Below are 26633 nucleotides of genomic sequence, written 5' to 3'. Positions count from 1 at the left end.
TACATAGTTATCATTTCAAAAAAATAAATTTTTACTTCTTCAAAATTAAAAAGACTTTGCTAATTTCAGTTAGCCAACCCAAAAATCAAATTCGCCCTTTACTCCTATTCTGCGAAAAGTTTTATCAATTAATTGAAAGAGGTGAACTCACATGGGATTCCTTCCCCCAACTTCAAAAAGAGTTCAGTTTAACACTTCAGAAAGGATTAACGAAAAATTCGCATTAGAAACACAACTTAATATTGAAAGATATCGATATGAGGACCAAAAAGAAATAATGAGGAGAATCGAAGCACTTGATCAAGAGTGGGATACGGAACGAGTTTTAGAAGCTTCAGCATCATCTTTCATTCTCCTTGGAACCATTTTAGGTCTCACGAGTCACAAAAGGTGGCATTTACTTTCAGGAGTAGTTGGTTATTTTTTACTCCAACACTCTTTACAAGGTTGGTGTCCTCCATTACCTCTAATAAGGGAGCTGGGTATTAGGACCGCTAATGAGATTAATGAGGAACGCAATGCTTTACAAACTCTTTTACACTAAATAATTATGGCAAAAAAGACCTCAAACATAATGTTTAAGGTCTTTTAAGATGAATTAAATACTATTATGGGTTTTATAATCTTTTAAAACCAATTCAACTTTTTCAATACCAAATGCGTGTAACGTTTGTTGTAGACACCTTTTCATGTTGTAAGCATTATGTTCTGAAATTGTTTTTTTTTCATGGTTAATATAAACTCGTGCTAAATCTTCTTCAAATTTAACTAATTCTAAAGTAGCGCTATCTGGAAAGGGGTTAATTAATGGTGGTTGAAAATCAGCTTCTAATAGCAAATTGATTGCTGTGATACGAGGCGTTTTCACCGATGTTGGATTAGTAAAGTCTATGTCTACCGCTTCAAGTGCGTCACCATTGAGTAAATAGATAGTGTAAGATTCTACACTCTTCTCTCTTTTGGCTCCGCTTGGTAAGGTTGTATAGTTTTTTTTAGTTTTAATCAGTTGTATTACCTCGTCTGTTTCCTTAAATCCCTCAATCCGATGGAATTCTTTTCCATTTTTATCTCGAATCAACGTAGTCGGATTATTTTTTATCCGTGCCTCATTCGTTAACTCAGGTTCTTGATCAATAAACACAATTGAAAATGTTAGTTCAGGTAACAAGGTTGTAACCTCTTCCAGAACATGCCGCATCGTTCTACCTAAGGGACAAGCTGACATTGTAAATAAAGTGATGTCATTCACTTTCATCGGTTTCACTCCTCTATATTGCTATTCTTTAATGGAAAACACCTCTTTTGAAATTTCTGGGCATCTCGTATACGTAATGGTTTACTCCACCCTTCTTCATATACAGGTAATGCCGAATTATCTTTCATCCAGTCGATCACCATCTCAATATCTGTTTGTTCCCATTTACACACATGCTGTCCTTTTTTTAAAGATGAGTACTTATGGCCACCTTCAAACATCAACTGGTTCAAAACAACCTTATAGAATTGATCAAGGGAGATTGGTTGATTATTCACTCTTACATTTAGAACTAAGTTTTTCAACTTAGAGGAATATTGATAAACAAAAGCAAGTCCTGTTACTTGAATAAGACCACCAACTCGTTCTTCTACATCTAGATGAATTTGGTTTATAATACTTTGTTCTAAAGCTGCTACAATATCTCTACCTTTTAATTGTACGGTATAAATAGATGAACGATGAGGTAACAAGTTCGTTAACTGTTCGAGTGTGATAGGCCCAGGAGGGATCGTTACCCCAAACCCTATTCCGGGTAATATTGAGATATCACTAGTTGTCTTAGTACGTAGAATATTGCCAAAGAACGTTTCAGCAGGCGATTCTCGCTTATAATTACGAATCATAGGAGATGTAATACTTCCGACATCCTGCTCTAGTCGATCTATGTGCTCAAACCACATTTCATTTATCATTCTTTGTATATTTACATTCGGTTGGAAGTTCTCAGGTATAATAGGGATAATACTTCCTTCTGCTCCTACTAATGAGCTACGATTAAATTGCAACCGTAGTACCCCAAGTCCAGTATAGTATGGTGTAGACTGAGAAATGATGACACCATTTCTTATCTCCTTTGGAATGGGTTCATGAGAATGCCCTCCTACAATTACATCAATTCCTTCTATGTTTTCTGCCATCTTTCTATCTAAATCTGATCCTAAATGCGACAATATAATTACGCAGTTAACTCCCCTATTTTTTAATCGATTAATGTCCGACTGGATTGTTTCTAAACTAAACGTGTATTTAGCGCCACTTGTATTCTTTTTTGACGTTGTTTCGGGTGTTAAATGATAAGTCAGACCGTAGATACTTATTTTAAAACCATTGATCTCTTTCACCATATAAGGATTGCCTAATAAAGGTGCTTCTGTTTCCTCTTCTAATAAATTAGCTGCTAACATAGGAAAGTTCGCTTCATATGCTCTTTGTTTTAAAACCTCTATTCCATAATCTACATCATGGTTTCCTGGTGTCATTGCATCATACCCTAATTGGTTCATCAATTTAATGTAAAAACTGCCTTTTGTTATGTTCGCAATTTCACTATCACAGAATACATCTCCTGCTTCAAGTAGAAGTACATGATCATTTTCTTGCCGAATACGATTAACTGCTTCAGCTAAATAGCCGAAACCACCTAACTTTTTATATAGTGGAAATGAGTGACATAGACGCAATTGAGAAGAGATATCCAAACTAGATACCTCAATAGGCAATAACTGTCCATGACTATCATTTGTATGAATTAATGTGAGTGTCCAATCGTCTTTTTTTTGCTCCTTATAACTCATTGACAGCCTCCCCAAAAAACAACTTTATCCAGAAAACGTTCTATCATTTTCAATTGGTAACGTAAACCAAAAGGTATGAACATTTTGACTCGTTTTTAGGCCTACTTCTCCGTTATGACTTTTAATAATCTCTTTGACAATCGACAGCCCTAACCCAGACCCTCCTAAATTACGATTCCGTGAAAGGTCAGCTCGATAAAAACGTTCAAAAGGTTGGTTCTGATCTTCAACTGGATAGGTAGCCCTTCATTTTTCACTTGAACTTGATAGCCTTTTTCACTCATAAAACCTTTAATCTCCATCCATCCCCCCTTATCATAATTGAGGACGTTTTCAATTAGATTTGTTAAGACCTGTTTCAATCCCTCTTTCTCAGCGTGTAACTTTTTATCTTCTACGCTAACCTTGATTTGGATCGAGTGTTTCTGAAGTTCTAAGCGAAAAATTTCAACTTGACTTTCAATAAGCAGACGAATAGATAAGCACTCATAATTTACAGAGCTGCCATATTCATTTTTCCATACATTAAGTTGTTGCAATTGTTCAACAAGACTTGTAAGCCTCTTCGATTCTTCGAAAAGAGAATCGTATAGCTCTTGATTTCCATTTATTACTCCCGATCTTAATGCCTCTAAATAGCCATTGATATTGGTTAAAGGAGTTCTTAACTCATGAGCAACATCTTGAGTCATTTTCTCACGAGATTCCTCTACTTTTTTTATTTTCCTTATCATTTCATTAAAGTGCCTTGTTAATTGGCCGATTTCATCAGAGTTTTTGTTATAAATAATCGCTGGATTGTTCCCTTTTGCAATCTCTTTTGTCGCCTCCGTTAATGTACTTAGTGGGTATAATAACGAACGAATAAAATAAAAATGAACGACCCCAGCAATGAAGATGGAGAGAATAACAGCGTAAACGAGGTAAGAATTCAATTGATTTGTAAAACCCAACCTTTGTTCAGCTGAAAGAGAATTTTCTTGTTCTATTAAGTAGCAAGCAAAATCTTTTACAGATACACCAACAATCCAAATGACCAGTCCGACAAGGATGCTATTTATCACCGTTAGCTTCAACATAAGGTTTATTTTTAACATTCTTTTTACGATTTGTTTAAAAGGCAACAAACTGATACCCCATGCCCCGAACTGTTTTAATACAATCTGGAGCGTCTACTTGCTCTAGTTTTTCCCTAAGATTTCGGATATGGACATCAATTGTCCGATTCGTAATATCTTTCTCAACATTTGGATAAAGTTCCTCGATCATCTGTTCTCTTGATAAGATTTGATTCGGGTGCTTCATGAACATGTATAGTAATTTGCTTTCATTATTTGTTAAAGAAAGTTTCGTTCCATTAAAATTCACTTCTCCTTTTAAAGGCTTCACTGTGATCCCTTGAAAACTAATTTTATTACAACGATTCTCTGTTCGACGCAGCACCGTTTCGACGCGAGCAACAAGTTCATTGGGACTAAATGGCTTTGTTATATAGTCATCTGCCCCCATTCTGAGTCCATTAATCCGATCCTTTTCTTCCACCTTGGCTGTAACCATGATAATCGGACTATCACTTTTCTTCTCTGTCCTAATCCATTTACAAACCTCTTCTCCACTGACTTCAGGAAGCATTAAATCAATGATCGTAAAACACGGATCGTACCGCTCAAACATGTCTATGCCTTGTTTGCCGTCTCCCGCCTCCCACACATCATAACCTTCTTTTTCAAGATAGATCTTAATTAATTGTCTTATTTTATGATCATCTTCTACAATTAAAATAGATTTGCCCTTAGTGTTCACTCCGAACCTCCACATCTCGTATTAATTAATATTGTTTATCATTGTCTCCATCATTTCATAAGACATGGGCCCAATCACTTTATTTTGAACTAACCCCTCAGTATCAATGACATAAGTTGTTGGTATAGAGTAAGCTTGGTACATCGCTCCAATATCACCATCCACATCTAATACAACTGGAAATGTCAATTGAAATTCCTCATACACAAAAGGCCTTACCGCATCTTTATTTCGCTCTTGAGTTGTTAAATTAACTCCCAATATTGTAACTCCATCATTCTTATGCTTCTCATAGTAGTCTTGCATATGGGGCATTTCAGCTCGACATGGCGGGCACCAAGTTGCCCATAAGTTTAGGATTACTTTTTCCCCTCTAAAGTCTGATAACTTCAATGGCTCTCCTTCTAATGTTTCTAATTCAAAGTCCGGTGCCAAATTTCCTTGGTTTAATCCTACTTCAACATCTACTACAGTCGTTTCACTATTCGGTTCATTCCCACTTTCTCCACGTAAATCCATTAAACCCCATCCTATTAGCCCAACTAAAAGGAGGATCACAATCAAATTCTTTTGTTTTTTCATCTTTTATTTCCTTTCCTTAACCAAAATAGGTGAAAGTTGCAAGCCAAGCACTAATCCTTTGAAATTGACCTGTAAATAGAAGCAAACCTAAGCCGATTAAAATCCAACCATTAACTACACTCAATTTAGGTAAGATTGAATTAATATTCCTTACAACTTTCAATGAATAGGTCACAAGTATTGATACCATTAAAAATGGTATCCCCAATCCTAATGAGTACACTGACAATAAAATCACACCACTACTTACTGTTTCGTGCGAGGCTGCTAATAATAAAATAGAGGATAAAACAACACCTACACATGGACTCCATCCAAATGCAAAAGCCATTCCAATTAAAAAGGAAGGTCCTGCACCTGCCCTTTTAGATTGCATATGTATTCTTTTTTCCCTCATAAGGAATTTGAGTTGTAAAAGGCCTACCATTTGAAGTCCAAAGATGATAATAAGGAGTCCGCTTATTTTTTCAACAATGTTTCTATTTTCCATAAACATTTGACCTATGAAACTTGCGGATACTCCTAAAAGGACGAAGATGATACTAAATCCCAAAATAAAGCTTATTGATCTAGTAAATACTAGTTTCTTATTTACATTGACCTTATCAGAGACTGTAGAACCTGTTAACGTAGCAATGTAAGCAGGAAGTAATGGAAATACACATGGTGATAAGAAAGAAAGCAGTCCTGCAGTAAAGGCTACTAAAATGGATAAATTATCGATTTTTCTCACCCCTTTTCCTTTTCTGTACGATTAGCATAAGTAGAGCTAACAAAATAAAACCAATTTGGAGATTTGTGAACCCAAAAATAACTGGTTTTATTTGAGTCAAATACCCTAAAAAGATTTGACCTAGACTATAAATTAATAAGCTGTTGGATAATCCTTTTCCAAGATCTACTTCTTTATTCTTCGACATGACAAATAGTAGCCATCCAGCTAAAAAAATTTGACCAGAGTAGTAAAAATAATTTGTATGGAATAAATAAATAAAATAAGTTGCGCTCCCTGCAAGCCAACCACTGAAAGTAAGATTCACATACGTTACTATTCCTATGCTCTGCTTAGTAGATTGAAAGTAAATATAAATGAAGCCCATTAGAATTCCTAACAACATTCCTTCTTGACCACCATCAAAATAAAGAATCCCCAGTGGATAGGCAAAAGCATGAACCGGATTGAATAATACATAACTTAGTTTCCAAACAATAAAGCCATAAAATAACGCATTAAATACCGTATCTAATAATGGTTTCTTGTCTAAATTTAATCGACTTAAACGAATGTTCATTGCTAGATAGGTTACTACTAGTGCACCCCCAATAAAGATCCATTTGATAGGCAAACGTATCGAACCAATAATTAAAAACTCCTCCATAATGCTCCTCCTTTATCTTCAGTTATACTTTGTGAATATTAAGAAACGTTTAAGAAATAAATAAAACGAAAAAAGTGCATTTTTACATGCACTTCTCCATGACTCTTTAACTAAATAAAGTACGATCCATAATTAACAATATCCCCTAAAAAATTGAGAGTACAGTACCCATAATACTATAGATAATAAATATAGCTCCTACCAGGAACCAAAGATAAACAGCTGGTCATATTGGAGGCGATACTTTTGCCTTTTTACCATCTGTTGTCCGTTTATTCATTCCTCACTGGTTAGTTGAACAACTTTTTTCTTCATTCTTCATATGATGCACACTCCCTCTACTAAATAATACCCTAACAGGTACAGTTTATACCTATTAGGGTATGTAATCAACTAGAATTACAATTGTTTCACATATTTGATGAATTAAAAAGCCGATTTCTACGTTAGGCGTTATAGCGTACTTTACGTTGAAAATAGTTAGATTCCCAATCTCCTGCCTCTAATTTTAATAGTGACTTTTAAATCACTGCTAATCGTTAGCTGATGTAGGTTAATCTGAATCAATTCTCAAACATCAGACTCTTCTCTTCTTTTTCCCTTCCTTCTAGACCAGATCACCACAGGAATCAGTAATAATGACAATCCGCCTCCAGCTAGTGATAATATTGTATAGCTCGTATTAGCTACAATCATTCCAGACATAGCTCCACCAGAAGCACCTGCTAATGCAATGAAAACATCCACTGTTCCTTGAGTCTTAGCTCGTTGTGATGAAGCAGTCGAATCAACAACTTGAGCTGTCCCACTTATCAATCCAAAGTTCCACCCTACTCCTAGTAAGGAAAGAGCTATGATTAAGACAAGAATAGAATCACTTGATGCAAAAGCTGCCAACAAACCTGCTAATAGTAACGTGACTCCAGCAGCAATAGCCATCGCAGTTCGACCAACCTTATCCACAAGTACACCTGTAACCAATGAAGGAAGATACATCGACCCAATATGATTTCCAATAACAAGACCAATTGCGCCAAGTCCATGACCATGATGAGCCATATGAATAGGTGTCATCGTCATAATAGTTACTCTATTTCAGTTTATTAAATGTCATATTACAAGAAAGTCCGTTGACTCTGGAACTTTTCAAGAGACAACGGACCTTTCTCATAAAACTTTTATCACGTTACCTTTTCTTGCATTCTTTTTCTTAAAATGATGATTAAATAGCACAATAAACAATTAATAATTACCGGGAAGATGGCCATGTCAATTTGTGCAAATATCATTAAAATATCTATTCCATTATCAAAGAGAATATTTGAATATTCCGGAAATTCAGAAGATAATTGAAACATTTCTAAGAATAAATGCCAAACTAACGCTATCACCACAAATATTATTCCTATAAATTGAATTGCTCTTTCAACAATTTTCAACTCACCTTGATAACATAAAAATGCCCACGTTACCAAAAGAGTTACAATGTAGATAATATAATCATAACCTCTTAAAATTTCAGTCTCTGAAAGAAAGACCATTGAAAATAATGGAACAATGACCATCCATGCTAATGAGATTCTTAAACTTTGATAAGCTTTAATAGTAAAAACCCACAACGCGGCTAGTATTAAAGCTACCCATAACCAAATGATTATTTCGTTAACAAATCCAATATTACCGAAGATAACGCTTAAAATCAGAGTAATAATGAAAAGTAGACCTAGCCTTCTAACTTCTATACTTCGATTTTTTATATCTAACCAAATAAAGCTTGAAACAGATAATGTAGCAACTGGAGTAACTAAAATCTTGAATATTTCATAATACTGAGATAAAAACAAAAATACTACAGTTAACGTAAGAAACAAACCTAAAAACACCTTTTCTGTATAGTTCACTGAATTCCCCCTCACCTTTATTAGACATGTCCTTCTAATCAATATGCCTTGTACCATTTCCTTATACCTAAATTTTTACATTATTAGTATTTAAAATAAGTCTATGTCACTAAGGAATTCACTAAATTTTGTTGATTTCTTAATGTTTTGGTCTGTTGATACTTCCTGTTGAACAGTATTTAGTCGAATACGAAAGACGATTACTTTAAGAGCAATCGTCTTTTCGAGGGTTATTCTATAACCAATATATTTGTCTGCGCAACAGATAATATTTTATGATCTTTAAACCTAACTTAGTTAATTCCTTACATCGTCCTTGCATATTTCACTAACTAGCTGCCACAACGCGTTGGTTTCTTTATTTTTTGGTTCAAGCCTATCACAAAGCTCTTCTACTTTGTTCCTAAACTCTTCCGACACACCATCATCATGTTCGGTCATGTGGACAACTCCTTTTTTCTGAAAAAGCGACTTTTCTTCTTGAACACTCGCTCTTCTTTAGTCAAAAAACTACTTACAATATGTATTTTATGAAACAGTTTGTTTTGGTGATATTTATTATCTCTTTTTTAGTTATCCCACATACAAAGGCGATAACTTTGCCTTGTAGTATGGTTTTAAACCCAATTGATAAAGAACTTTAAAAAATACAGTTAGTCCCCCAAGTATGCATCCTTAATAGAAACAAAAATCAAGGTATAATATATCTCCCTGCTCTCAGTATTCAGTTTAATAGTTATTTTAGGCGATTATTTCAAACCAAGCCTCGAAATTAGGACTGCCAATTTGACACGCGAAACTACCATTTACAATTACCCCTTCTTTTTCTGAGGCATTGAAAAGTTCCCCTTTATTAACGTTATATCCATTCGTTCTAAAATCTTCTTTCGCTCTTACAATTATTAATTCGTCATCAGGTATAAATATTTTAAACATATTATTTCCTCCAATCTGCTCCGTTAGTTTAAGTGAATACTTCACAAAGTAACCAATATTGACGTATATATAATACCAGAAAATAACAAATTATGTATAAAATAACTATCTAACTATTCTTATCTATGTGCAATTGTTAATTACAATATAAAAGGTATCTTGATTTTAAATAAAAATCGTCTACTACGTAATATAAAAGAAACTCTACAATCAGGCCTAATTGCTAATAAATGAAACCCTCAGCAATTCAAATAACAATTACTTAGGGTTTGGTTTTGTAGGATGAAAACAAGCTCAGCTATCCCTCAATCGTAATAATTAAAAAGGATATCCATAGAATAAAAAAAGACAGCAAAAGACCCAGCTACTGTCCAATAGAAGCATTACTAGTTTTCTTGTAAATCATCATGATACGGAAAATGAAAAATGACCAAATCACGAGGATTCGGTCATTTTTTGTCTTTTAAATTAATCAACAAACCCACTAATCTATTATAGTTAAAAGTTATTTTTTTTTAGAAGCTCCTCCATAATTTCATCAATTACAATTTTTAGTTCTTTCTTAAAAACTGTGTAGGGAATTCTTTGTTCTACAATAGCTTCAGAAGGATATATACCTTCTTCTAGGAGTTTCTCAACAATTGGAATTACATCATACTTAATTTGATTTAGCTTTATTTCTTTTTGTCTAAGAAAGTGCGCCTTCCTCTTTGAAGTTATTTCTTCACACAAATCCTTTGCATGTTTATAGAGAACATAAGTACTATACTTAGATAATTTTATTACTTGAGCCATACTTAAGGGAGGAATTTGTTCTGAATCTAATATTGTTTGAAGTTCTTTTCTAACTTCCTCAGGTGAAACATTATAATAGCTGTGCTGTCTATTTTCGAGATTATCAATCGCAGACAAATTGATGTTACTTTTGTCAATTGGCTTAAAGTGAATTAAATCTACAATTGACGTTTGAAAGTAGAATGATAGATTTAGTAACTTTTCAAAAGTTATATTACTACGATCCATCACATATTCAGAGATCATACTTACATTAAGGATTCTACTAAACTCACTTACATTTCCATCTGTATATTGATTAACGAGCATTTTTACAATTTGATTAGGGAAATGTCTAAGTGGAATGTTGTTACTCTGTTGAAGGAACTCTAAAATTTGTTTAAAGTTCGAGATACACCATAAATCCCATTCATCTAATTCCTTGTATTCTTCAACATTCTCTTTTCCAAGCCAATTGCCACATTTACCACAATGCCCAACCTGCTGACTAGAAGAAATGAATTTGTTTTTCTTGCCACATGAGTAACATTTCTCTTCTAATGGAACAAAGTGATCAGGACAATACTTCATTAATTCTATACTCCATATGAGTGGTTCATATATTTCCTTGCCTTCTTCTTTCCAACTTTCAAAGCAGAGGGGACACCAAGCACGGTTTTTCCTTATCATATTTCTTTTAATACTAAATAGTCCTCTTCCATTTAACAGAGTTAACTTTGATAATTCTCTAGTGGTCACAATCTCTAGAGCATTTAAATACTCCTCTGTAATTTCGGTGCAACTATTGATATAATGCACATGATTAGTTTGTCTTTTCTTAATATATTCCTTTAAGAATTCTTTTGAAAAAAGATAAGCTACTTCTTTCTCCAAAAGTATCCATACAGGTACTACATGTTTTTCAGCTAATCTTAATAAATAACTGTGAAGACTCTCAACTTGGTAGGTATCTAGTCCTTCAGGCATGATGTTGTATAATCTGCTTCTTTCCATGCTAGTAGTTTTGGAAGCATTATTCCCTTCGACTCTTTTTAGCCCTACATTATTACACATTATCTGTCACCAACTTTAATTTACTGTGCATTGTTTAAATATTCCAATCCCGTTTTGTCTCTCTTAGGATCTCTTATCCCAGGCTTTTTATTTGTTGGCTTCTTTTGCTCTACCTCTTTATTTACCTTACCTAATCCTAACTTAAAATTTAAATCATTTTCCGTCTTTTTCTGACTTTGAAGTAAATCTTCTCCAGTAATAATTTCTTCTGCCATTTTATATGCTTGGTCAATTGTTGGCTCAAACTTTTTAAAATCATTTAACGTTAATGTTTTTGCATTTGGAGTTTTATTTAATTTATACTCCAAAGTATTTGTTAGCCAATCTCGTAAAATTCCAACACAACCAATAGTTCTTTGATAAAAATACTCCCAATTATTCATAAGGTCTGGTTGATTTTGTATAGGGAGATGAACTTGAAAAAAACCAATAACATTCTTAAAAGCATTTATTTCATCGGTTAATTCTGCATTATACCTTGGGAAATTTATATCTATGCCTCTTCTACTTAATTGACCACTTAGATTTCTAAAGCTTAAAAGTTCATAAGTTCCAAACAGAATAATTGGAATTTCGAATTTTGACGCTAATGATTTAATAGTATCCATATGGTTTCTTAAGGCTTTAGAATTGCCTGCCTTAGTCATATGTTGTGCTTCATCAATTATTATTACTTTTACCTTTCTGTACTTTATTACATTTTCCAAGGATCTTCTCAAGGTCCTCTTTGTACGTTGGGTATGATTTGTAGGAACTTGACTACCGTGAGGTAATCTCTTTTCACTAATTAGTATTTCTTCAACTTTTTGAAGTGCTTCAGTGTAAAAGTCGATCCAATCAAATTTTCCATCCTCTGGTGAAGAAGCCTCCACCCCTATAATGGGGACAAAACCCTTATCTTGCTGCATTTCATCGTTGTATTGCTTAGTTATCTCCTTTTCCACTTTTCTGAACAGGGTCGTCTTTCCAACACCACTAGGTCCATAAACCAATAAAACTTTACCTTTGCCTGCAATCTTAATTTTATCCATTAAGTCTAAATATGCTTGTTGTAATGCTGGATGTCCTACAGTTCTTTCTTTGAAGTAGTCAATCCTTTCCTTCTCGGTTCGTTCTAATAACTCCATAGGAAAGCCTAATTTATTCATTAGAAAAACTCCTCGTATAAATCAAATTGAGTAACTTCTTCAATTTCGTCTTTAGAAGTTTTTATATCATCATCTACTTTTTGCAAGTTAGTACTTTTAATCTCACTTTTATTAAAAGCCTTACTATCAGCTTGCTTTTTCGCTAGACTTTTTTTCCCACCTTCAATAACAGTGAGAGATTTTTTAAATGCTTCATCCTTTAACCTTTGAATTTCTAGCAGTTCATGTGCTTCTGTAGTCCTAAGAAACTTTGCTATATCTAATGCCGATATATTAATTGAATCCTGTGTATTCTTTTTCCTACTTCTTAATTCTGCCGTAGCAATTTTTATTTCTTTTTCTGTTCTACCTGCAAACTCTAATTCATATTGTGAGTTTAATTTTATCCACCTCTTATTTACATAAGCGTATGCTTTACTATAATCAAATGGATCGTAACGAACAGGGACTTGTTTTCCCTCAACTGCAGGATTTTGCAACTCATATGACCAGTAATAAACATTGTTTATCTTTATCCCATCTCCTATCTGTACTTTGGCAGTCCCTTTTTTTGTTGTCGGTAGTGTAAACATTTCAAAGTTGTAATCATACTTGATATAAGTTTGCTTTCTTTCACCTGTTTTCCTAATATTCTGTTGATAAGCATCTCGGGGACTTTGATCAAGTGATATATGTGTCCTCTGATCATATTCTTCATAGAGCCATTGATTTAAAGCTTCATATAAATGCTCTAAAGTCCAAATTGCTAAGCCTTTTGGATTTGTATCTTTTGTCAACAACCGCACATTATTTTTGGTCATCTGAGTATTTCCTTGAAGATTATATATGAACATAGTGTTAGTTGTTCCAAATAGCCTTTCACATACTGAGCCAAATCTTGGTTTTGCACCTGGTCTTGTTTTCTTATTACACTCATATTGAGCTAGTAAGGTATCAAAATACGTACCTTGAAAATCCTTCCCGCCGTCTACTATGATTGTCTTTGGCATTCTAGAAAATTTATTTACACATTCTCTTATCGTGTTCATGCATGATCGATAAGACGGAGGATCATAGGTTAAATGAAATGATAAGACTCTTCTTGAATAAGCATCAACCAATAAGCTTAACCACGGCCTTCCAAGGTTTTTTTGAGTTTTTGAACATATGAGTTCAATATCAAGCTTTGTATGATCAATATGCGCAATCTCAAACGGCCTACCCCCATGTCTTGGTGTCGTTTGGGTTAACTCCCAATAAACTGGTTCCTTATCATATGCTGCTTTTTTCCCTTTTCTTTTCAACTCTTGTTCATGAGAGGGACGGCGTTCAATTTGTTTTTCAAATGTCTTTTTAGTAGGTGGATCAAACCCTTTCTCAATGCAATCTAATTTAAAGGAATTATATACAGATGACACATTACGTTGTTTTTTATTTTCATAAACTTCCGTTATATATATTTCCATTAAATCAATAACATCTTTATTTAATCTTCTTGTTTTATTTCCTTGTTTATGTCGAGCAGGAATTAAACCAATATATCCTTTTCCATACTCTCTTACAGCATCATTGTATTTCTTCTTCCAATGTCTCAATGTTCTAGGAGGGACATCCACTACTTCTCCTTCTAGATGCTTACGCAAAAGAAAGTACTTCTCATTTGCCTCTTGAAGGTCAGAGGGACTTGCTGACTTAATAATTTCTTTATATTCTTGAACTTCTTCATCGTGTTTCTCATTGGATTCATTTGAAGCAAGTGATTTTATGTATCCTTTTTTTATCAGTTCCTCAACAGAATGTTTAGGTAAAGGAATTATTTTTTCTGCCTCATCTAATAAAGAAATTTCAGTTTCCCCAATATTTACAACCATAAACAAGTTTCCGTTCCAGAGGATATTACCACCTATCTCTAGAACAACTTTATTATCTAGTTCAATCCCGTCAATGTCTCTATTAACAGTAGTTGCTTCAAAATTTAATAAAGCTACGGCAACCTCTTTATCTATAAAGAGGGGGAACTTTTCAAATTTTTCTATTAAAAACCCATCTAAATCTACATAGATTTCACCTAAGATAATTAACTTATATATATCATCTACACTGAATTGAGCATCCTCAACAGACAATAAATCATCAAGAGTTATCCCTAAATCAGATTTAATATAGTTAGTAATGATGTTTCTACTAGTTACCGAAACGGATGGATTTTCTTCTAATAAATAATCTTCTAAAAAACGGAGATTCTCCTGAAGAGTCCAGTTTATCTCCTTAGAACTTCTTACTCGAAAGGATAAACCTTGCTCCTTAGCGTACTCTTCAGCTGGTGGGCATCTCCATACCCCATTTTCATCCAAGATGTACCTCTCGGGCGATTCTGCCATCTTCTTGGATAACTCCTCTTCTGTCTTCCACTCTTCCCAACCGATAAAGTCTTTGGAGATTACAAAAAAGTCTGCAGTATATCTGTGACCTCTATTCTTACCATTTATTTTGTAATTTAGTTTGAACGAAGGAGGTTGATCATAAAATTCGTATACGTCGTCATCAAACTCCATTAAATAAATTGCTGCTAACTCAAGTTTGTGACTCTCGAATTGAATTGTTACACCCATTTTCTTACTAGAGTAAAAACCAGGTACGTTTTTTCCGCTACTTTTAACTCTTCTTGCTGGATCAGATGAGCGAATATTATTGATGAATAATTCCTGTTCACTACTAATACCTTGTTCTTTGCAAAACACATCAAAATTGTTGATCATTAATGATTCTCCTTTACTTTAATTAAAGAATAGTATTGAGAGCTTTTTCCAATTATTATCAAGATAAGCGTAAACGTTATTTATATCTTGAGGATCGAATTTCACCATAACCTTTCTACCGCTAAGATTTGGGTTTAGGAAGTCACGTGTCCAATAATAAATATTGTTGAACCTAATTCCCTTTCCACTAACTATCCTTAATTCAATCTGGGGTAAACATAAAATGATGAAATGTTGATCATACTCTGCTCTTGGTGGTAATCTACGTGAAGTACTTTTCGAGTTGAAAATTCCTCTTGGACATGTTCCCATATATGTCATTTGCTGATCATAAACCTCATATAACAAAGATGAGATAAACAAATTTAATTCATCAAAGTACCACGGTGAACGGCATCGTTCTTCCATTCTCTCGATCAACTTGCTTACATTGGTGAACAATTTCTCACAAAAATGTTTTGGATAGGTAATTTTTTGAATATAATATGCTGATAGTAACGTATCTAAATTCATATTATTAAATACTTTACGATCATCATCGGTTAACACAATGTTCTTTGGGAGCATTTTGTTTATTCTCACACATTCCCTTACGACCATCATTATTGATACATAAGATGGCGACTCCATTGACAAGTCAAAAGCGAGAATCCTTTTAGAGTACTCATCCATTAAAATAGTAAGCCACGGCCTTCCGAGAGTATTATTTGTTACCGGGCTTATTACTGCTGTATCCAGACAAATGTGACATATTACTGCTCTTTCCATAGGTTCCTTGCCTAGCATCTGTTTAAGCACTGAGTTTGGAAATTTATACTGCTTTCTAATTGTCATATTTGATAGCTCCTTTTTAAATTATTCCATTTCTCTTGAACTGCTTTCTCCTTTAAAAAACCATTACCTAAAATACTTTCCACCTGCCTTCTACTTGGGTATATAGCATGGGAAGATAATGACTTAACTGCTTGCTCAAGTTTTAGTAACTTTAACTCCTCATTTTGTTGGCGATTTTTTTGAACATAATAAGAATAATTAGCCTTTATTTGTTCGCATTCATCTTTGTACTTTTTTGAGAGTAGTTTACGATCACAACCAATCCTTCTTGCTAATTCACTTATTGATACTGGTTCTTTTTCAATGATGGCTTTATGTAAAATATTTCTTATCTCAAAATGGTCATATCTTTCTCTATGATTGAAAACTTCTTCTGCTGAATGTATCAGTTTTATGTCTTTATTCATTTCTAGAAATTCAATGAGTGAAATTCCTAACATCTTTGAGACTTGCAATAAATATTTAATACTAGGGTTGCTTTTTCCAGTCATCCATAAAGTAAATGTTGATTTAGGTACTTTAAGGCATCTTGCCGCTTCAGTTACTGAGCCATCAAAAATAGAGCTAACATAAAAATTTATGGACTCTTTAGGACTTGCAATAGAAAAAGTATTTTTCTTTTCAGCCAACAATTCGCCAATAAGAGAAACATTTTTAAGTGATTCATCTTTGTAACTTTCTGGATAAGTTAGACTATTTATTGTGCCTAACCATTGACCACATTTGGAACAAGTGCCTGGCACTGATTTTCTATTTATTACTGATACAAATTGTCCACAATGCACACATATATTTTTAAGTGGTGACTTATGTTTTAGACATGTGCCAACAAGTTGAAAATTCCAAATTAATTGATCATAAATAATCCGTCCTTTAACCCTATCTTCCTCATAGCATATAGGGCACCATGATTTGGTCTTTTTCAGTAAACCCCTATTTGGAAATATTTGCGAAAAAGCTTTCAAAGTAGTAAATCCTAAATCTGTTCTACCAGTGAATTTTTCAGTTAACTCAATAAATTCCCCAGCTAATTTTCCTAATCCATTAATTCCAATAGCTGAATCATAGAAACCATCTCCCCCTCTAGAAGAGATCTTTGATAAGTATTCTTTTCCTAATAATGGTGTATAGACTTTGGATATCAGACTTCCAGTTAACACACAATGTGCTTCTGAAAGCCTTATGATGTAACTGGTTAAAGACTCAACAAAAGGTGTTCCTATCCCTATTGGCTCAATATTATAGAGAGTACTCCTATCCATAATTTTCTAACACCCCACTTTTTGGGGTATTATTGACATTAGTAACATACCTTTATACCTGTCTTATATTTCTGAATATTCACCTCTCTTACAACAACAAAAAAGCACCGTTTAATAAACCTACATTTTAAGTAAGTTTTTATTAAACGGTGCTTCCGTGTTAGTCAATATTTTTTTTTAGAAAAACTAATTTTTTTAGAACAACTAATTAAACAAAAATCTTTCTCAGTTTAATAAGCGGCAAGGTAATTTCAAGTATTTTGAAGTATATTCTTGCCTAAAGTTTTTTGAAGCATATCCTTGCCTAAGCGGCAAAATTATGGTTCAAGTCACAGCGGTCATGCGATTCATGGTATGGTTTTGGTGGAGACGGTGGGACATGTTATTCCAAGCTTTCGCATTGGCACTGACTATATCTTGAACTTGATTTAAATCAAGTCCCTTGGCGTATTATGAAGTATATAAATTTGTCAGATGACCGAATACTTCATCCTAGTACTACCTGTCTTGCTTAAGTAGGCAGCCTATGAGTCGATACACGGCTGTTGGATTACTCCACATACCGCTCGATATTACCTTATCACCATAAAGGTGACGTAGACTTCATCGATAAAGCCAAGTTATCACTCATGTGTCACCACACGAGGCGACTATTTCCATAATCGAACCCACGTCCAAAGATAACGACACTTACGCTTCTACGAGCGTAGTCACCGTATTAGCATTTCGCCAACACGTCAGCCCAGTGACAGGCTTCGTTGTGGCTAGTCTGATTGATCTCTTCCTTCACCCTCAGACGGAGGGTAACCGGCGTAGCCCACTTAGAGTGAGTCCCAGATCCTACCACATGGGCGATGGAGGGTGGAACCGCAAAGCGCTATTAAGCTGCTAGTGCGAAGTTGTTGTTTTCTTTGCCAGTTAATGGCTTTGGCGTTTTAACGAGGCCGACCCCCTCGACTCGCAACGCAAGCACGACCTATCCCTGTCGAATCCAAAACGTCCCCAAGTTAAAAGTTAGCTTAAGAGGTATTCCCTCAGAAACTAAGTGTCCAGAACAAGTTAATCTCTCGCTCTGGACTTTATTATAGCACACTGACTAATGAATACAACTGGTAATTCTCTACCAATACTGTCATTTCATGCTCAGCCTTTTTGACGCTCTCTTAACGCACGATCAATATCGCGTTTTGCATCCTGACGTTTTAACGTCTCGCGCTTATCAAAATTCTTCTTCCCTTTTGCCACACCTATTAACACTTTTGCAAAGCCATTCTTAATGTACACCTTTAACGGGACAATTGAATAACCTTTTTGTTGTGTTAACCCAATCATCTCATTAATTTGCTTTTTATGAAGAAGCAGCTTACGCGCACGCGTCGGCTCATGATTATAACGATTTCCTTGCTCATATTCGCTAATGTGAGCATTATGAAGATACATCTCTCCATTGGAGATACGAGCAAATGAATCTTTCAAATTCATTCTACCAGCACGCATCGACTTAATTTCTGTTCCCTTTAACACCATACCTGCCTCATACGTTTCTTCAATAAAATAATCATGAGATGCTCGTTTGTTCTGAGCAATAACATTTCGATCTTTATCTTTAACAGCCATTTGCTACACCCTTTTGCTTCACGACATAATCCTAATGATAGCAAACATGAAAGAATGGCGTCAATTTCTCTATCAGAGAAGTTTTCGCCATTCTTTGATTATTTACGACGTTTCCCTTTTTTCCGTTTCGCACTTGGCGCATTTTCGAAAAACTTTTTCTTTTTGCGTCCGCCACCTGTTTTCTCACCTGGCTTGGCTTCTTCCTTGCCAACGCGTCCACTTCCAGCACCTCGACCTTTGCCGCCACTTGAACCAGATCCACGTCCTTTTCCTTCTGACGCGCCACCACGGCCACCACCGCCACGGTTTTCACGTTTACCGCCGATGATAACTTTCGGACGATCTCTCGGTTCACGGCGCTCTCTAGGCTTCATGCCAACGACTTCAAAGTCAATTGAAGCTTCATCAACGTTTACGTTTGTTACTTTTACTTCAATTTCGTCACCGATGCGGAACTGTTTACCGGTGCGTTCACCAATCATCGCATATGATTTTTGGTCATAGTGATAATAGTCGTCCGTTAAGTAACTAACATGGACAAGTCCTTCAATTGTGTTTTCTAGTTCAACGAACATTCCAAAGTTCGTCACACCACTAATCATACCTGTGAATACTTCACCAATTTTATCTTCCATATACTGAGCTTTTTTCACACTATCTGTGTCACGCTCTGCTTCAACGGCACGTCTTTCCATTTCTGATGCATGACGAGTTAAGTCAGGAAGCTTCGCATTCATTCGTTCCTGTGTTTCTTGATCAACATTTCCTTTTATTAAATATTCACGAATTAAGCGGTGAACAAGTAAGTCAGGATAACGTCTAATTGGAGATGTAAAATGCGTGTAGAACTCGGTTGATAAACCAAAGTGTCCAAGGCTATTCACATCATATTTGGCTTGTTGCATCGAACGAAGCATGACCGTACTAATAACCGTTTCTTCCGGCTCGCCCTTGATTTCTTCTAACAGCTTCTGAAGTGCGCGTGGATGAACGGTATTCGCACTCCCACGAACCACATAACCAAAGTTCGTAATGAATTCAAGGAACTTAGCTAACTTCTCAGAGTCTGGATCTTCGTGAATTCGGTAAACGAACGGAAGCTTTAACCAGTGGAAATGTTCGGCAACAGTTTCGTTTGCTGCTAACATGAATTCTTCAATTAATTTTTCCGCTACAGAACGCGTTCTCAAAACAACATCCGTTGCTTTTCCTTCTTCGTCAACAAGCACTTTTGCTTCTTTGAAGTCAAAGTCAATCGCTCCACGGTCAAAACGCTTTTTGCGAAGAATCGCCGCTAATGTTTCCATTTCCTCAAAGAACGGCACAAGAGATTCATAATTAGCACGAGTTTCCTCATCTTTATCAACTAAAATTTTATTAACATCAAAGTACGTCATTCGTTCCGTCGTTTTAATTACACTTTGGAAAATTTCATGTTTGACAACATGACCGTTTGAGTCGATTTCCATTTCACAAGTCAAAGTCAGGCGGTCGACTTTTGGATTTAAACTACAAATCCCATTGGATAAGCGATGTGGAATCATCGGGATGACTCGGTCGACTAAGTATACACTTGTTGCACGGTCAGCCGCTTCTAAATCAATAGGAGATCCTTCTTTTACATAATGAGTCACGTCTGCAATGGAAACACCAAGCAAATAGTTTCCATTTTCTAATTTTCTAACATGTACCGCATCATCTAAATCTTTTGCGTCTGCGCCGTCAATCGTTACGATCGTTTCGTTACGTAAATCACGACGATCTTTAAGATCAGCTGGATCAATTTGATCTGGAACTGAGTTCGCTTGAGCAATCACTTCATCTGGGAATTCAATTGGAATTCCGTGCTTGTAAATGATTGAAAGGATGTCCATTCCTGGGTCATTTTTATGACCAAGTACTTTAATGACTTTCCCCTCTGCACTCATTCTACCTTCAGGGTATTTAATAATCTTTACAACAACTTTATGGCCATCAACGGCACCTTGAGTATTTTCTTTTGGGATAAAAATATCATTGGCAACTCGCTTATCATCAGCGATCACAAACCCGTAAGATCCTTGATCAGAGAAAAGCCCGACTACTTCGGTTGTTCCACGCTCAATGATGCGGATAACCTGCCCCTCAGGTCTTGAACCTGAGCTTTTTTGATTTAAACGAACGAGAACCGTGTCCCCATTCATCGCACTATTCATGTCCCCGCTCGTGACGTAAACATCATCCATTCCTTCAACTTCAGGGATAATAAAAGCAAATCCTTTTGCATGACCTTGTACACGCCCACGGACGAGATTCATTTTCTCAGGAATACCGTAACGATCCGTTCTAGTGCGAACGATTTGCCCTCGGTTTTCAAGCTCATTCAATGCTTTTACTAGCTCTTTAAAAGAGTCACTGCCTTCTACTTTAAACTCTTCCTCTATTTCTTGTATGGAAAGAGGCTTTTCCGCTTTCTCGCGAAAAAAATTTAATAATTGTTGAATTTGATCTTCATTCAATGTTGTTACTCCTTTCGCTAAGCTTCATCCTTATACGGTCCAATCTAACTGTTCCAAAAATAGATAGACATCTTCATGAAGCTGTTCTTTCTCTTTATCTAATGTAATGACGTGTGTGGAATCCTCATACCATTTAATTGACTTCTGATCAGATTCCACGTGGTCATGAATGATGGTAGCACTGTTAATATCAATCATCTCATCATGGCGGGCTTGCACGACAAAAGTAGGTGAGTAGATAAAATCTAAATTTTTTCTCACATCTTCAATCAGTTGCTGTAAAGCCTGCAATGTGTTCATTGGCGTTTCTTTAAACGCAACCATTTCCTCTTCAATCTGATCTGCTTCTTTTTGCTCTAGCTGCTTGTAACCTTTAGCATAGGCTAGAACGCCTTCGTACATCGCTTCTTCTGTCTTAGGCTTCATTGGTGCACACATTGGTACAATTCCCTTTATAGGTAGAGTGTACCCGATTTTAAGCGAGAATACCCCTCCAAGCGAAAGACCCGCTACGGCAATCTCTTCATATCCTTCTGATTTAAGAAATTCATACCCTGCAACAACATCTTGCCACCATTCTTCTGGTCCTGTTTTCACTAACTCTTCAGGAGGAACCCCGTGCCCTTTGTAAAGTGGAGCATGACACGTATAGCCTTTTTTTTGCAAGAAACGACCGATCATTCTCACATCAGCCGTTGTTCCGGTGAAACCGTGCAATAATAAAACTGCTCGTTTCCCTCCTTCGAATGTAAATGGTTTAGGAGCAACCACCTTCATTTTCATCTATCCTCTCACATAAAAATTCTTCTACTTTTGCTATAAGTTGCTTTTTATCATAACCGTGACAGATTAAGTGCTTTGACTCAGGTAAAAAAATTAATTCTTTTACCTTTGATTGAATCGTTTCATATAAAAACACTGCACTTTTCCGAGGTACAATCCCATCTAACTCTCCTTGGATAATAAGAGCCGGAATGTGGACTTGCCTCACATATGGTTTAATTCTTTTAACCACTTGCATAAATTGCAAAACCGCTGTTATCGGTGTTTCAATGACTTTTTTGCGATAATGCTGATAATGCCGATCTGCATCTAGTTCGCCTTTTAAGCGTAGTCGCACAATATCTTTCATCTCTTGCAATAACTGTTGTGGATTCCCATAATAAGCTGCTGCACTTAAAAGCACCAGTTTCGCAACAGGATATTTAGCAGCTATATATGAAGCTAGCATGCCACCCATCGAGAATCCAATAACATACACTTTTTCACAGCGCTTTAATAGTTCCCTAATTGCCACTTCAGCAAGAAACACCCATTCTTGGTAGGTGACATCTTTTAAGTTTCCGTTTGGTCCATGTCCTGGCAACGTAGGGGTATAAACGAGCCAGTTCTTTTCTTCAAGAAAATAGGTTGAGATCGGCTCGACTTCCCACGGTTCACCAGTGAATCCATGCAAACAAAGACAACCAATCATGTTACTCACCCTTCTTCTTTTTCTGTCATTATGTATAGAGTACCTTTTTCCATTTATATCAAGCAAGCAACAGCCCTTAAACAGAAAAAAACAGCAGGCGAAGCCCACTGCTTTTCTTATAACATATATGCAACTGCGATCGTTAAAACAAAAAACAAAACAGCAAGTACGACTGTTGCTTTTCCAAGTACCGCATCGATTCCACGTGCTTTTTGTTTCCCGATAAGCTGTTCAGCTCCACCAGAAATCGCTCCTGAAAGTCCTGCACTACGACCAGATTGTAATAATACAACCGCGATTAAGCTAATTGACACAATGATTAGTAAGACTGTTGCTAACATTTGCACTATTGTTACACCTCCAAGCACAGTTTTCGCTTCTATTACTGTAACACAACTAAGTACAAATACTCAACAGAAATAAAAGCGTTCTCTAGGATAAAATGACAGTTTCTTCTCATAATAAGGACAAACGTTGAAAGGAGTGATTATCAAAATGGAAGCAAACCGTGTAAAACAGATTCTTTCCTCATCTGCTGAAATTGACGTCGTCTATAACGGAACATCTGTCTGGATTGACAAGCTACACGAAGACGAAAAAAGAGCAACCGTCCACTTAAGAGGCACATTAGAAGAACGCTCAGAAGTAGACATTTCAGAACTAGAAGAAATGTAGACTACATAGCAAAACACTCCTATGACCTAAATTGGTTGTAGGATTTTTTGTGGTGACAAGGCTCTTCATAAGTTTCTCCTAGTGAAATGGAGCGGAAGCCACTCGACTCCTGCGGGAAAAGAGGAAAGGGCAAGACAACACAGACGAAGTCGTGGTGGCTTGGCAATACCCCTCGGAAAGCGAGTGGCTGCAGCGGAATGTAACGGATGCGTAAGTATAAATACACATAAAAAAGACTGCCGCATAACGACAGTCCTAAATGTGTTATTGAAGTGTATCTTGATCAACAGCCATTGCCTCATACACTTGCTTTTGAGCTTGAAGCACCTCTTCTTTTTCTTGAACAACCTGTTGTTTCTTTTGAATCACATCTTGTTGTGTTGAACGCAATTGGTTTTGCTTATCAAGCACTTGTTGATGCATTTGTTGAAGATCTAACTTCTGCTGCTGCACTTGTTGTTGCGCTTGTTGTAATTCTAACTGTGCTTGCATTAACTCTTGGTTTTCCATTTGTAGTTGTTGCTGCGCTTGTTGAAGAGCAGTTTGAGCTTGTTGGATCTGCTCAGGAGATCCACTCGCTTGTGCCAAACTTAAAGCAGCACTAGCTTCCTCTAATAAAAGTTGTGCCGGTTGAGCCTCACTTAAAGGTTGTTGTTGCTGTGTATTAGTCGTATCCACATTTGAACTTGCTGTTGCTTGCTCATATAACATCGGTGCTGGATTTGTTTTCGGGTTCATAAGTAAGAAACCTCCCATTCCTTTATTTACGTGCCCAACCTTAGCGTATGCACTAGCTGTTTTTCTATCCTGTACAATCCCTACCAGTCACATTTAGTTTCTTTTAAAAAATTATTTCATTTTTTTGGAAAATGAATTACATTAATAAGAAAAAGAAATATGAGGAGAACCTTACGATGTCAAGCAATGAAAGTAACTTAATTCATTCAAAAGAAAATATGCTTTATGTTTTTTGTTTAATCATTAGTATCATTATCACGATCTTTTTACTATTCTCTGTAGTTGGTGCTCTTATTTTTGCCTTTTTTATTTTTGCATCCATTTTTTCACACGCTTTATCGATGTCACATATCCGTTTAAACGGTGTTCGCTTAAGACCAACACAATTACCCGAGCTGTATCAAAAAGTTGAAACTTTATGTACGAAAATGGAGGTCAAAGTACCAGAAGTGTATATCCTAGAATCTGGAGGCATATTGAATGCTTTTGCCACAAAAGTATTAGCTTTCTCAGGTAAAAACATGGTCGTGCTCTATTCAGATTACGTCGATCTTTCTCTTGAGTCAAAAGGAGCAGAGCTCGACTATGTCATTGCTCACGAACTTGCTCATATCAAACGAAATCATATTGGTAAAGCGGTATTTATTTGGCCTGCGATGTGGATTCCATTTTTAGGGGTTAGTTACTTACGTGCATGTGAATATACTTGTGACCGAATGGCTGTTTATTACACTGAATCGCCAAACAATGGTGTCCAAGCACTACTTGTTTTCGCCGCTGGTAGACGCTTATACAAAAACATTGCAGTGAAAGAGTACGTGGAACAATACAACGAACAAAAGGGCTTATTGGCTACGTTAACAGAACTTCTGTCTACTCATCCTCCTATCCCTAAAAGGATTGCAGCGATTGAAGCCTTTTTTGACACACAATCAGTTGAATGCATAAGTCGCAACAAACAAACGGCCTTCATTCTCCTTACTACTTTTCTCTTGCTTCCTATTGCCTCAATAGGATTGGTTACAGCAACGGAAAATCTCTTCTCTGATTTAGATTTTGGTTTTTCAGAAGCTGCTTGGGAGGATGATTGGTCACCGTTAATGGATGCCAGCTTCGAAGGGAATATTGATGAAGTCGAACGTTTGCTAAATGAAGGCGCAGATCCTAACGAAATTAATGGTTTTGGTGAAACAGCTCTAATGGTTAGCGCTCATAATGATGCTGACATCATTCAACTTCTTCTCGATTATGGAGCGGATCCGAACCATCAAGATGATTATGGCTGGACTCCACTTATGTCGACTGTCTCAGTTGAAAATATCGAAGCAACAGCTTTACTCATTGAAGCAGGTGCCGATCCTTCTTTTATGAATGAGGAGGGTTTCTCTGCCATGGAAATTGCCTCTGATTCCGGTAATAATGAGTTAATGGAGTTGCTTGGGATTTATAAAGATTAGCCTTTGCTTGTCTCATATGTCAGCTTAAGAATTTATTCAAATTTGATTATAGTGCTTAGAAAGGCTATTACATAACTAGAATGTTTAACTGAGACTGCGAACCATACGCGACAACCTAGCTAAGGAAATAACTCAGACTCTTGCAGATCAAAGGAAGGGGCTAAAAAAGGGTAGTTTCGCTTTTTTTAGCCCCTTTTCATCATGTCACCCAAAAGGTTTTGCCAACGTAAATGCCTTTGCCACTTGTGCTACTCGTTCACCTAAACGACTAGACATGATGAGTTCTTCCTTTACTGGTGTCCTTGATCCATCTGGTCCTGCAAGTGTTGAGACTCCATACGGAGAGCAACCAATCGCTTTATCTGTCAAATACTCAGGATTTTGGGTATAAGGCAGACCAACAAATATAAAACCTAGGTGTAGAAGTGGCACAAGTGAATTTAAAAGAGTTGCTTCATGCCCCCCATGAATGGATCCTGCACTTGTAAAGAGTGCAGTTGGCTTCCCTTCTAATTCACCTGTCGTACAAAATTGACCCGCTTGATCTAAGAAAGTTTTAACTTGACCTGGCATCGACCCTAAATAGGTTGGAAAGCCAAAGATCACTCCATCTGCTTCTTTTAAATCGTCCATTGTTGCCACTGGTATATGCTCTTGCTCTTTTTGAACTTTTTCATAATCGTCTATCCGCTTGGTTAACTTAAAATGTTGTGCTAATCCGTCTTGCTTTTGGTTGCTACGCTGGTTAACGACACGAATACTTGGGTCAGCAAATTCAGGAATGCGAACGAGCTTATATTCCACTCCTTCGACTTTTTCAACCCCTTTTGCTATCGCCTGAGCAAGGTTGGCTACGTGTCCAAATGCACTATAATAAATCACTAATATCTTCGTCAATTCAAACACCCTTT

25 protein-coding genes, 1 other RNA gene and 2 pseudogenes are annotated in these 26633 nt (G+C 36.1%); 3 read left to right on the top strand and 25 right to left on the bottom strand.

Annotation, left to right across the window (positions count from 1 at the left end; all coding sequences use genetic code 11):
* Positions 1 to 151: 151 nt before the first annotated feature.
* Entirely contained in the window at positions 152 to 544 is a 393-nt protein-coding gene (locus tag JCM9157_RS00710) for a YgaP family membrane protein (RefSeq protein ID WP_035661013.1), read from the top strand.
* 54 nt (positions 545 to 598) lie between these two features.
* Here the strand turns inward: JCM9157_RS00710 and JCM9157_RS00705 are convergent, their stop codons facing one another.
* From JCM9157_RS00705 to secG, 23 genes and pseudogenes are all read right to left on the bottom strand, one after another.
* Complete coding sequence (locus JCM9157_RS00705; protein ID WP_035661011.1) at positions 599 to 1255, bottom strand: thioredoxin family protein; 657 nt, start codon at positions 1253 to 1255, stop codon at positions 599 to 601.
* A gap of 5 nt (positions 1256 to 1260) precedes the next feature.
* Positions 1261 to 2832, bottom strand: a complete 1572-nt coding sequence (locus tag JCM9157_RS23145) for a bifunctional metallophosphatase/5'-nucleotidase (RefSeq protein WP_052012863.1) — start codon at positions 2830 to 2832, stop codon at positions 1261 to 1263.
* A gap of 24 nt (positions 2833 to 2856) precedes the next feature.
* Positions 2857 to 3006 (bottom strand): annotated as a pseudogene (locus tag JCM9157_RS25925) (ATP-binding protein); the annotation flags it as partial.
* On the bottom strand, positions 2997 to 3911 hold the full coding sequence (locus JCM9157_RS00695; protein WP_369384669.1) for a histidine kinase dimerization/phospho-acceptor domain-containing protein: 915 nt from the start codon (positions 3909 to 3911) through the stop codon (positions 2997 to 2999). The pseudogene JCM9157_RS25925 and the gene JCM9157_RS00695, both read right to left, overlap by 10 nt.
* Before the next feature lie 34 nt (positions 3912 to 3945).
* Positions 3946 to 4635, bottom strand: a complete 690-nt coding sequence (locus JCM9157_RS00690) for a response regulator transcription factor (RefSeq protein WP_173401240.1) — start codon at positions 4633 to 4635, stop codon at positions 3946 to 3948.
* A gap of 21 nt (positions 4636 to 4656) precedes the next feature.
* The gene (locus JCM9157_RS00685; protein ID WP_035661008.1) at positions 4657 to 5217 is read right to left on the bottom strand and encodes a peroxiredoxin family protein; all 561 of its coding nucleotides are present in this window, start codon (positions 5215 to 5217) and stop codon (positions 4657 to 4659) included.
* A gap of 16 nt (positions 5218 to 5233) precedes the next feature.
* Positions 5234 to 5950, bottom strand: coding sequence for a cytochrome c biogenesis CcdA family protein (locus JCM9157_RS00680; protein WP_081733983.1), 717 nt, complete (start codon positions 5948 to 5950; stop codon positions 5234 to 5236).
* A complete protein-coding gene (locus JCM9157_RS00675; RefSeq protein ID WP_035661006.1) occupies positions 5934 to 6596 on the bottom strand; it encodes a hypothetical protein in 663 nt (220 codons plus the stop codon). The genes JCM9157_RS00680 and JCM9157_RS00675 overlap by 17 nt, the downstream gene beginning before the upstream one ends.
* Positions 6597 to 7166: 570 nt before the next feature.
* Positions 7167 to 7685: pseudogene (locus tag JCM9157_RS00670) on the bottom strand (MFS transporter); the annotation flags it as partial.
* A gap of 92 nt (positions 7686 to 7777) precedes the next feature.
* Positions 7778 to 8497, bottom strand: coding sequence for a hypothetical protein (locus tag JCM9157_RS00665; protein ID WP_035661004.1), 720 nt, complete (start codon positions 8495 to 8497; stop codon positions 7778 to 7780).
* A 297-nt stretch (positions 8498 to 8794) separates the two neighbouring features.
* Entirely contained in the window at positions 8795 to 8938 is a 144-nt protein-coding gene (locus JCM9157_RS24505; protein ID WP_156321463.1) for a hypothetical protein, read from the bottom strand.
* A 300-nt stretch (positions 8939 to 9238) separates the two neighbouring features.
* Positions 9239 to 9433, bottom strand: a complete 195-nt coding sequence (locus JCM9157_RS00660; protein WP_035661002.1) for a hypothetical protein — start codon at positions 9431 to 9433, stop codon at positions 9239 to 9241.
* A 498-nt stretch (positions 9434 to 9931) separates the two neighbouring features.
* Positions 9932 to 11281, bottom strand: a complete 1350-nt coding sequence (locus JCM9157_RS00655; RefSeq protein ID WP_035661001.1) for a TniQ family protein — start codon at positions 11279 to 11281, stop codon at positions 9932 to 9934.
* A gap of 20 nt (positions 11282 to 11301) precedes the next feature.
* Positions 11302 to 12429, bottom strand: a complete 1128-nt coding sequence (locus JCM9157_RS00650; RefSeq protein WP_035660999.1) for a TniB family NTP-binding protein — start codon at positions 12427 to 12429, stop codon at positions 11302 to 11304.
* Entirely contained in the window at positions 12429 to 15167 is a 2739-nt protein-coding gene (locus JCM9157_RS00645) for a TnsB C-terminal domain-containing protein (RefSeq protein WP_035660997.1), read from the bottom strand. The genes JCM9157_RS00650 and JCM9157_RS00645 overlap by 1 nt, the downstream gene beginning before the upstream one ends.
* Positions 15168 to 15185: 18 nt before the next feature.
* Entirely contained in the window at positions 15186 to 16001 is an 816-nt protein-coding gene (locus tag JCM9157_RS00640) for a Mu transposase C-terminal domain-containing protein (RefSeq protein WP_035660995.1), read from the bottom strand.
* On the bottom strand, positions 15998 to 17263 hold the full coding sequence (locus tag JCM9157_RS00635; RefSeq protein WP_052012862.1) for a helix-turn-helix domain-containing protein: 1266 nt from the start codon (positions 17261 to 17263) through the stop codon (positions 15998 to 16000). The genes JCM9157_RS00640 and JCM9157_RS00635 overlap by 4 nt, the downstream gene beginning before the upstream one ends.
* A 659-nt stretch (positions 17264 to 17922) precedes the next feature.
* Positions 17923 to 18259, bottom strand: a transfer-messenger RNA (tmRNA) gene (gene ssrA / locus JCM9157_RS23725).
* A 147-nt stretch (positions 18260 to 18406) separates the two neighbouring features.
* Positions 18407 to 18880: an SsrA-binding protein SmpB gene (gene smpB / locus JCM9157_RS00630; RefSeq protein WP_035660994.1), complete on the bottom strand. Its 474-nt coding sequence runs from the start codon at positions 18878 to 18880 to the stop codon at positions 18407 to 18409.
* Positions 18881 to 18978: 98 nt separating this feature from the next.
* On the bottom strand, positions 18979 to 21378 hold the full coding sequence (rnr, locus tag JCM9157_RS00625; RefSeq protein WP_035660992.1) for a ribonuclease R: 2400 nt from the start codon (positions 21376 to 21378) through the stop codon (positions 18979 to 18981).
* Positions 21379 to 21408: 30 nt separating this feature from the next.
* Positions 21409 to 22155 carry an alpha/beta hydrolase gene (locus JCM9157_RS00620; RefSeq protein WP_035661262.1) on the bottom strand — a complete coding sequence of 249 codons (747 nt, stop codon included), beginning with the start codon at positions 22153 to 22155 and terminating at the stop codon, positions 21409 to 21411.
* Positions 22136 to 22852 (bottom strand): alpha/beta hydrolase, encoded by a 717-nt coding sequence (locus JCM9157_RS00615; RefSeq protein ID WP_035660990.1) that lies wholly within the window; start codon positions 22850 to 22852, stop codon positions 22136 to 22138. The genes JCM9157_RS00620 and JCM9157_RS00615 overlap by 20 nt, the downstream gene beginning before the upstream one ends.
* A gap of 116 nt (positions 22853 to 22968) precedes the next feature.
* Complete coding sequence (gene secG, locus JCM9157_RS00610; protein ID WP_162232036.1) at positions 22969 to 23193, bottom strand: preprotein translocase subunit SecG; 225 nt, start codon at positions 23191 to 23193, stop codon at positions 22969 to 22971.
* A 154-nt stretch (positions 23194 to 23347) separates the two neighbouring features.
* Between secG and JCM9157_RS00605 the strand changes: the two genes are divergently transcribed.
* On the top strand, positions 23348 to 23527 hold the full coding sequence (locus JCM9157_RS00605) for an H-type small acid-soluble spore protein (RefSeq protein WP_035660987.1): 180 nt from the start codon (positions 23348 to 23350) through the stop codon (positions 23525 to 23527).
* A 264-nt stretch (positions 23528 to 23791) separates the two neighbouring features.
* Here the strand turns inward: JCM9157_RS00605 and JCM9157_RS24300 are convergent, their stop codons facing one another.
* On the bottom strand, positions 23792 to 24265 hold the full coding sequence (locus tag JCM9157_RS24300) for a hypothetical protein (protein ID WP_052012861.1): 474 nt from the start codon (positions 24263 to 24265) through the stop codon (positions 23792 to 23794).
* A gap of 176 nt (positions 24266 to 24441) precedes the next feature.
* Here JCM9157_RS24300 and JCM9157_RS00595 point away from each other — a divergent pair, with 176 nt between their 5' ends.
* Positions 24442 to 25722: a M48 family metallopeptidase gene (locus JCM9157_RS00595; RefSeq protein ID WP_035660986.1), complete on the top strand. Its 1281-nt coding sequence runs from the start codon at positions 24442 to 24444 to the stop codon at positions 25720 to 25722.
* A 204-nt stretch (positions 25723 to 25926) separates the two neighbouring features.
* On the opposite strand, the gene wrbA is transcribed toward JCM9157_RS00595, so the two are convergent.
* Positions 25927 to 26619: an NAD(P)H:quinone oxidoreductase gene (wrbA, locus tag JCM9157_RS00590; RefSeq protein ID WP_035660983.1), complete on the bottom strand. Its 693-nt coding sequence runs from the start codon at positions 26617 to 26619 to the stop codon at positions 25927 to 25929.
* Positions 26620 to 26633 lie beyond the last annotated feature (14 nt).

This window comes from Halalkalibacter akibai JCM 9157, from assembly GCF_000513135.1.
GTDB lineage: Bacteria > Bacillota > Bacilli > Bacillales > Bacillaceae_D > Halalkalibacter > Halalkalibacter akibai.
The sequence above is the reverse complement of the archived record's forward strand: the minus strand, read 5'-3'. Positions and strand labels throughout refer to the sequence as shown.

Excerpts from the sequence above, each read along its gene's own strand:
- JCM9157_RS00710 (WP_035661013.1), top strand. The coding sequence starts at position 152 with ATGGGATTCCTTCCCCCAACTTCAAAAAGAGTTCAGTTTAACACTTCA.
- JCM9157_RS00705 (WP_035661011.1), bottom strand. The coding sequence starts at position 1,255 with ATGAAAGTGAATGACATCACTTTATTTACAATGTCAGCTTGTCCCTTA.
- JCM9157_RS23145 (WP_052012863.1), bottom strand. The coding sequence starts at position 2,832 with ATGAGTTATAAGGAGCAAAAAAAAGACGATTGGACACTCACATTAATT.
- JCM9157_RS00695 (WP_369384669.1), bottom strand. The coding sequence starts at position 3,911 with ATGTTGAAGCTAACGGTGATAAATAGCATCCTTGTCGGACTGGTCATT.
- JCM9157_RS00685 (WP_035661008.1), bottom strand. The coding sequence starts at position 5,217 with ATGAAAAAACAAAAGAATTTGATTGTGATCCTCCTTTTAGTTGGGCTA.
- JCM9157_RS00675 (WP_035661006.1), bottom strand. The coding sequence starts at position 6,596 with ATGGAGGAGTTTTTAATTATTGGTTCGATACGTTTGCCTATCAAATGG.
- JCM9157_RS24505 (WP_156321463.1), bottom strand. The coding sequence starts at position 8,938 with ATGACCGAACATGATGATGGTGTGTCGGAAGAGTTTAGGAACAAAGTA.
- JCM9157_RS00660 (WP_035661002.1), bottom strand. The coding sequence starts at position 9,433 with ATGTTTAAAATATTTATACCTGATGACGAATTAATAATTGTAAGAGCG.
- JCM9157_RS00655 (WP_035661001.1), bottom strand. The coding sequence starts at position 11,281 with ATGTGTAATAATGTAGGGCTAAAAAGAGTCGAAGGGAATAATGCTTCC.
- JCM9157_RS00650 (WP_035660999.1), bottom strand. The coding sequence starts at position 12,429 with ATGAATAAATTAGGCTTTCCTATGGAGTTATTAGAACGAACCGAGAAG.
- JCM9157_RS00645 (WP_035660997.1), bottom strand. The coding sequence starts at position 15,167 with ATGATCAACAATTTTGATGTGTTTTGCAAAGAACAAGGTATTAGTAGT.
- JCM9157_RS00640 (WP_035660995.1), bottom strand. The coding sequence starts at position 16,001 with ATGACAATTAGAAAGCAGTATAAATTTCCAAACTCAGTGCTTAAACAG.
- JCM9157_RS00635 (WP_052012862.1), bottom strand. The coding sequence starts at position 17,263 with ATGGATAGGAGTACTCTCTATAATATTGAGCCAATAGGGATAGGAACA.
- smpB (WP_035660994.1), bottom strand. The coding sequence starts at position 18,880 with ATGGCTGTTAAAGATAAAGATCGAAATGTTATTGCTCAGAACAAACGA.
- JCM9157_RS00620 (WP_035661262.1), bottom strand. The coding sequence starts at position 22,155 with ATGAAGGTGGTTGCTCCTAAACCATTTACATTCGAAGGAGGGAAACGA.
- JCM9157_RS00615 (WP_035660990.1), bottom strand. The coding sequence starts at position 22,852 with ATGATTGGTTGTCTTTGTTTGCATGGATTCACTGGTGAACCGTGGGAA.
- secG (WP_162232036.1), bottom strand. The coding sequence starts at position 23,193 with ATGTTAGCAACAGTCTTACTAATCATTGTGTCAATTAGCTTAATCGCG.
- JCM9157_RS00605 (WP_035660987.1), top strand. The coding sequence starts at position 23,348 with ATGGAAGCAAACCGTGTAAAACAGATTCTTTCCTCATCTGCTGAAATT.
- JCM9157_RS24300 (WP_052012861.1), bottom strand. The coding sequence starts at position 24,265 with ATGAACCCGAAAACAAATCCAGCACCGATGTTATATGAGCAAGCAACA.
- JCM9157_RS00595 (WP_035660986.1), top strand. The coding sequence starts at position 24,442 with ATGTCAAGCAATGAAAGTAACTTAATTCATTCAAAAGAAAATATGCTT.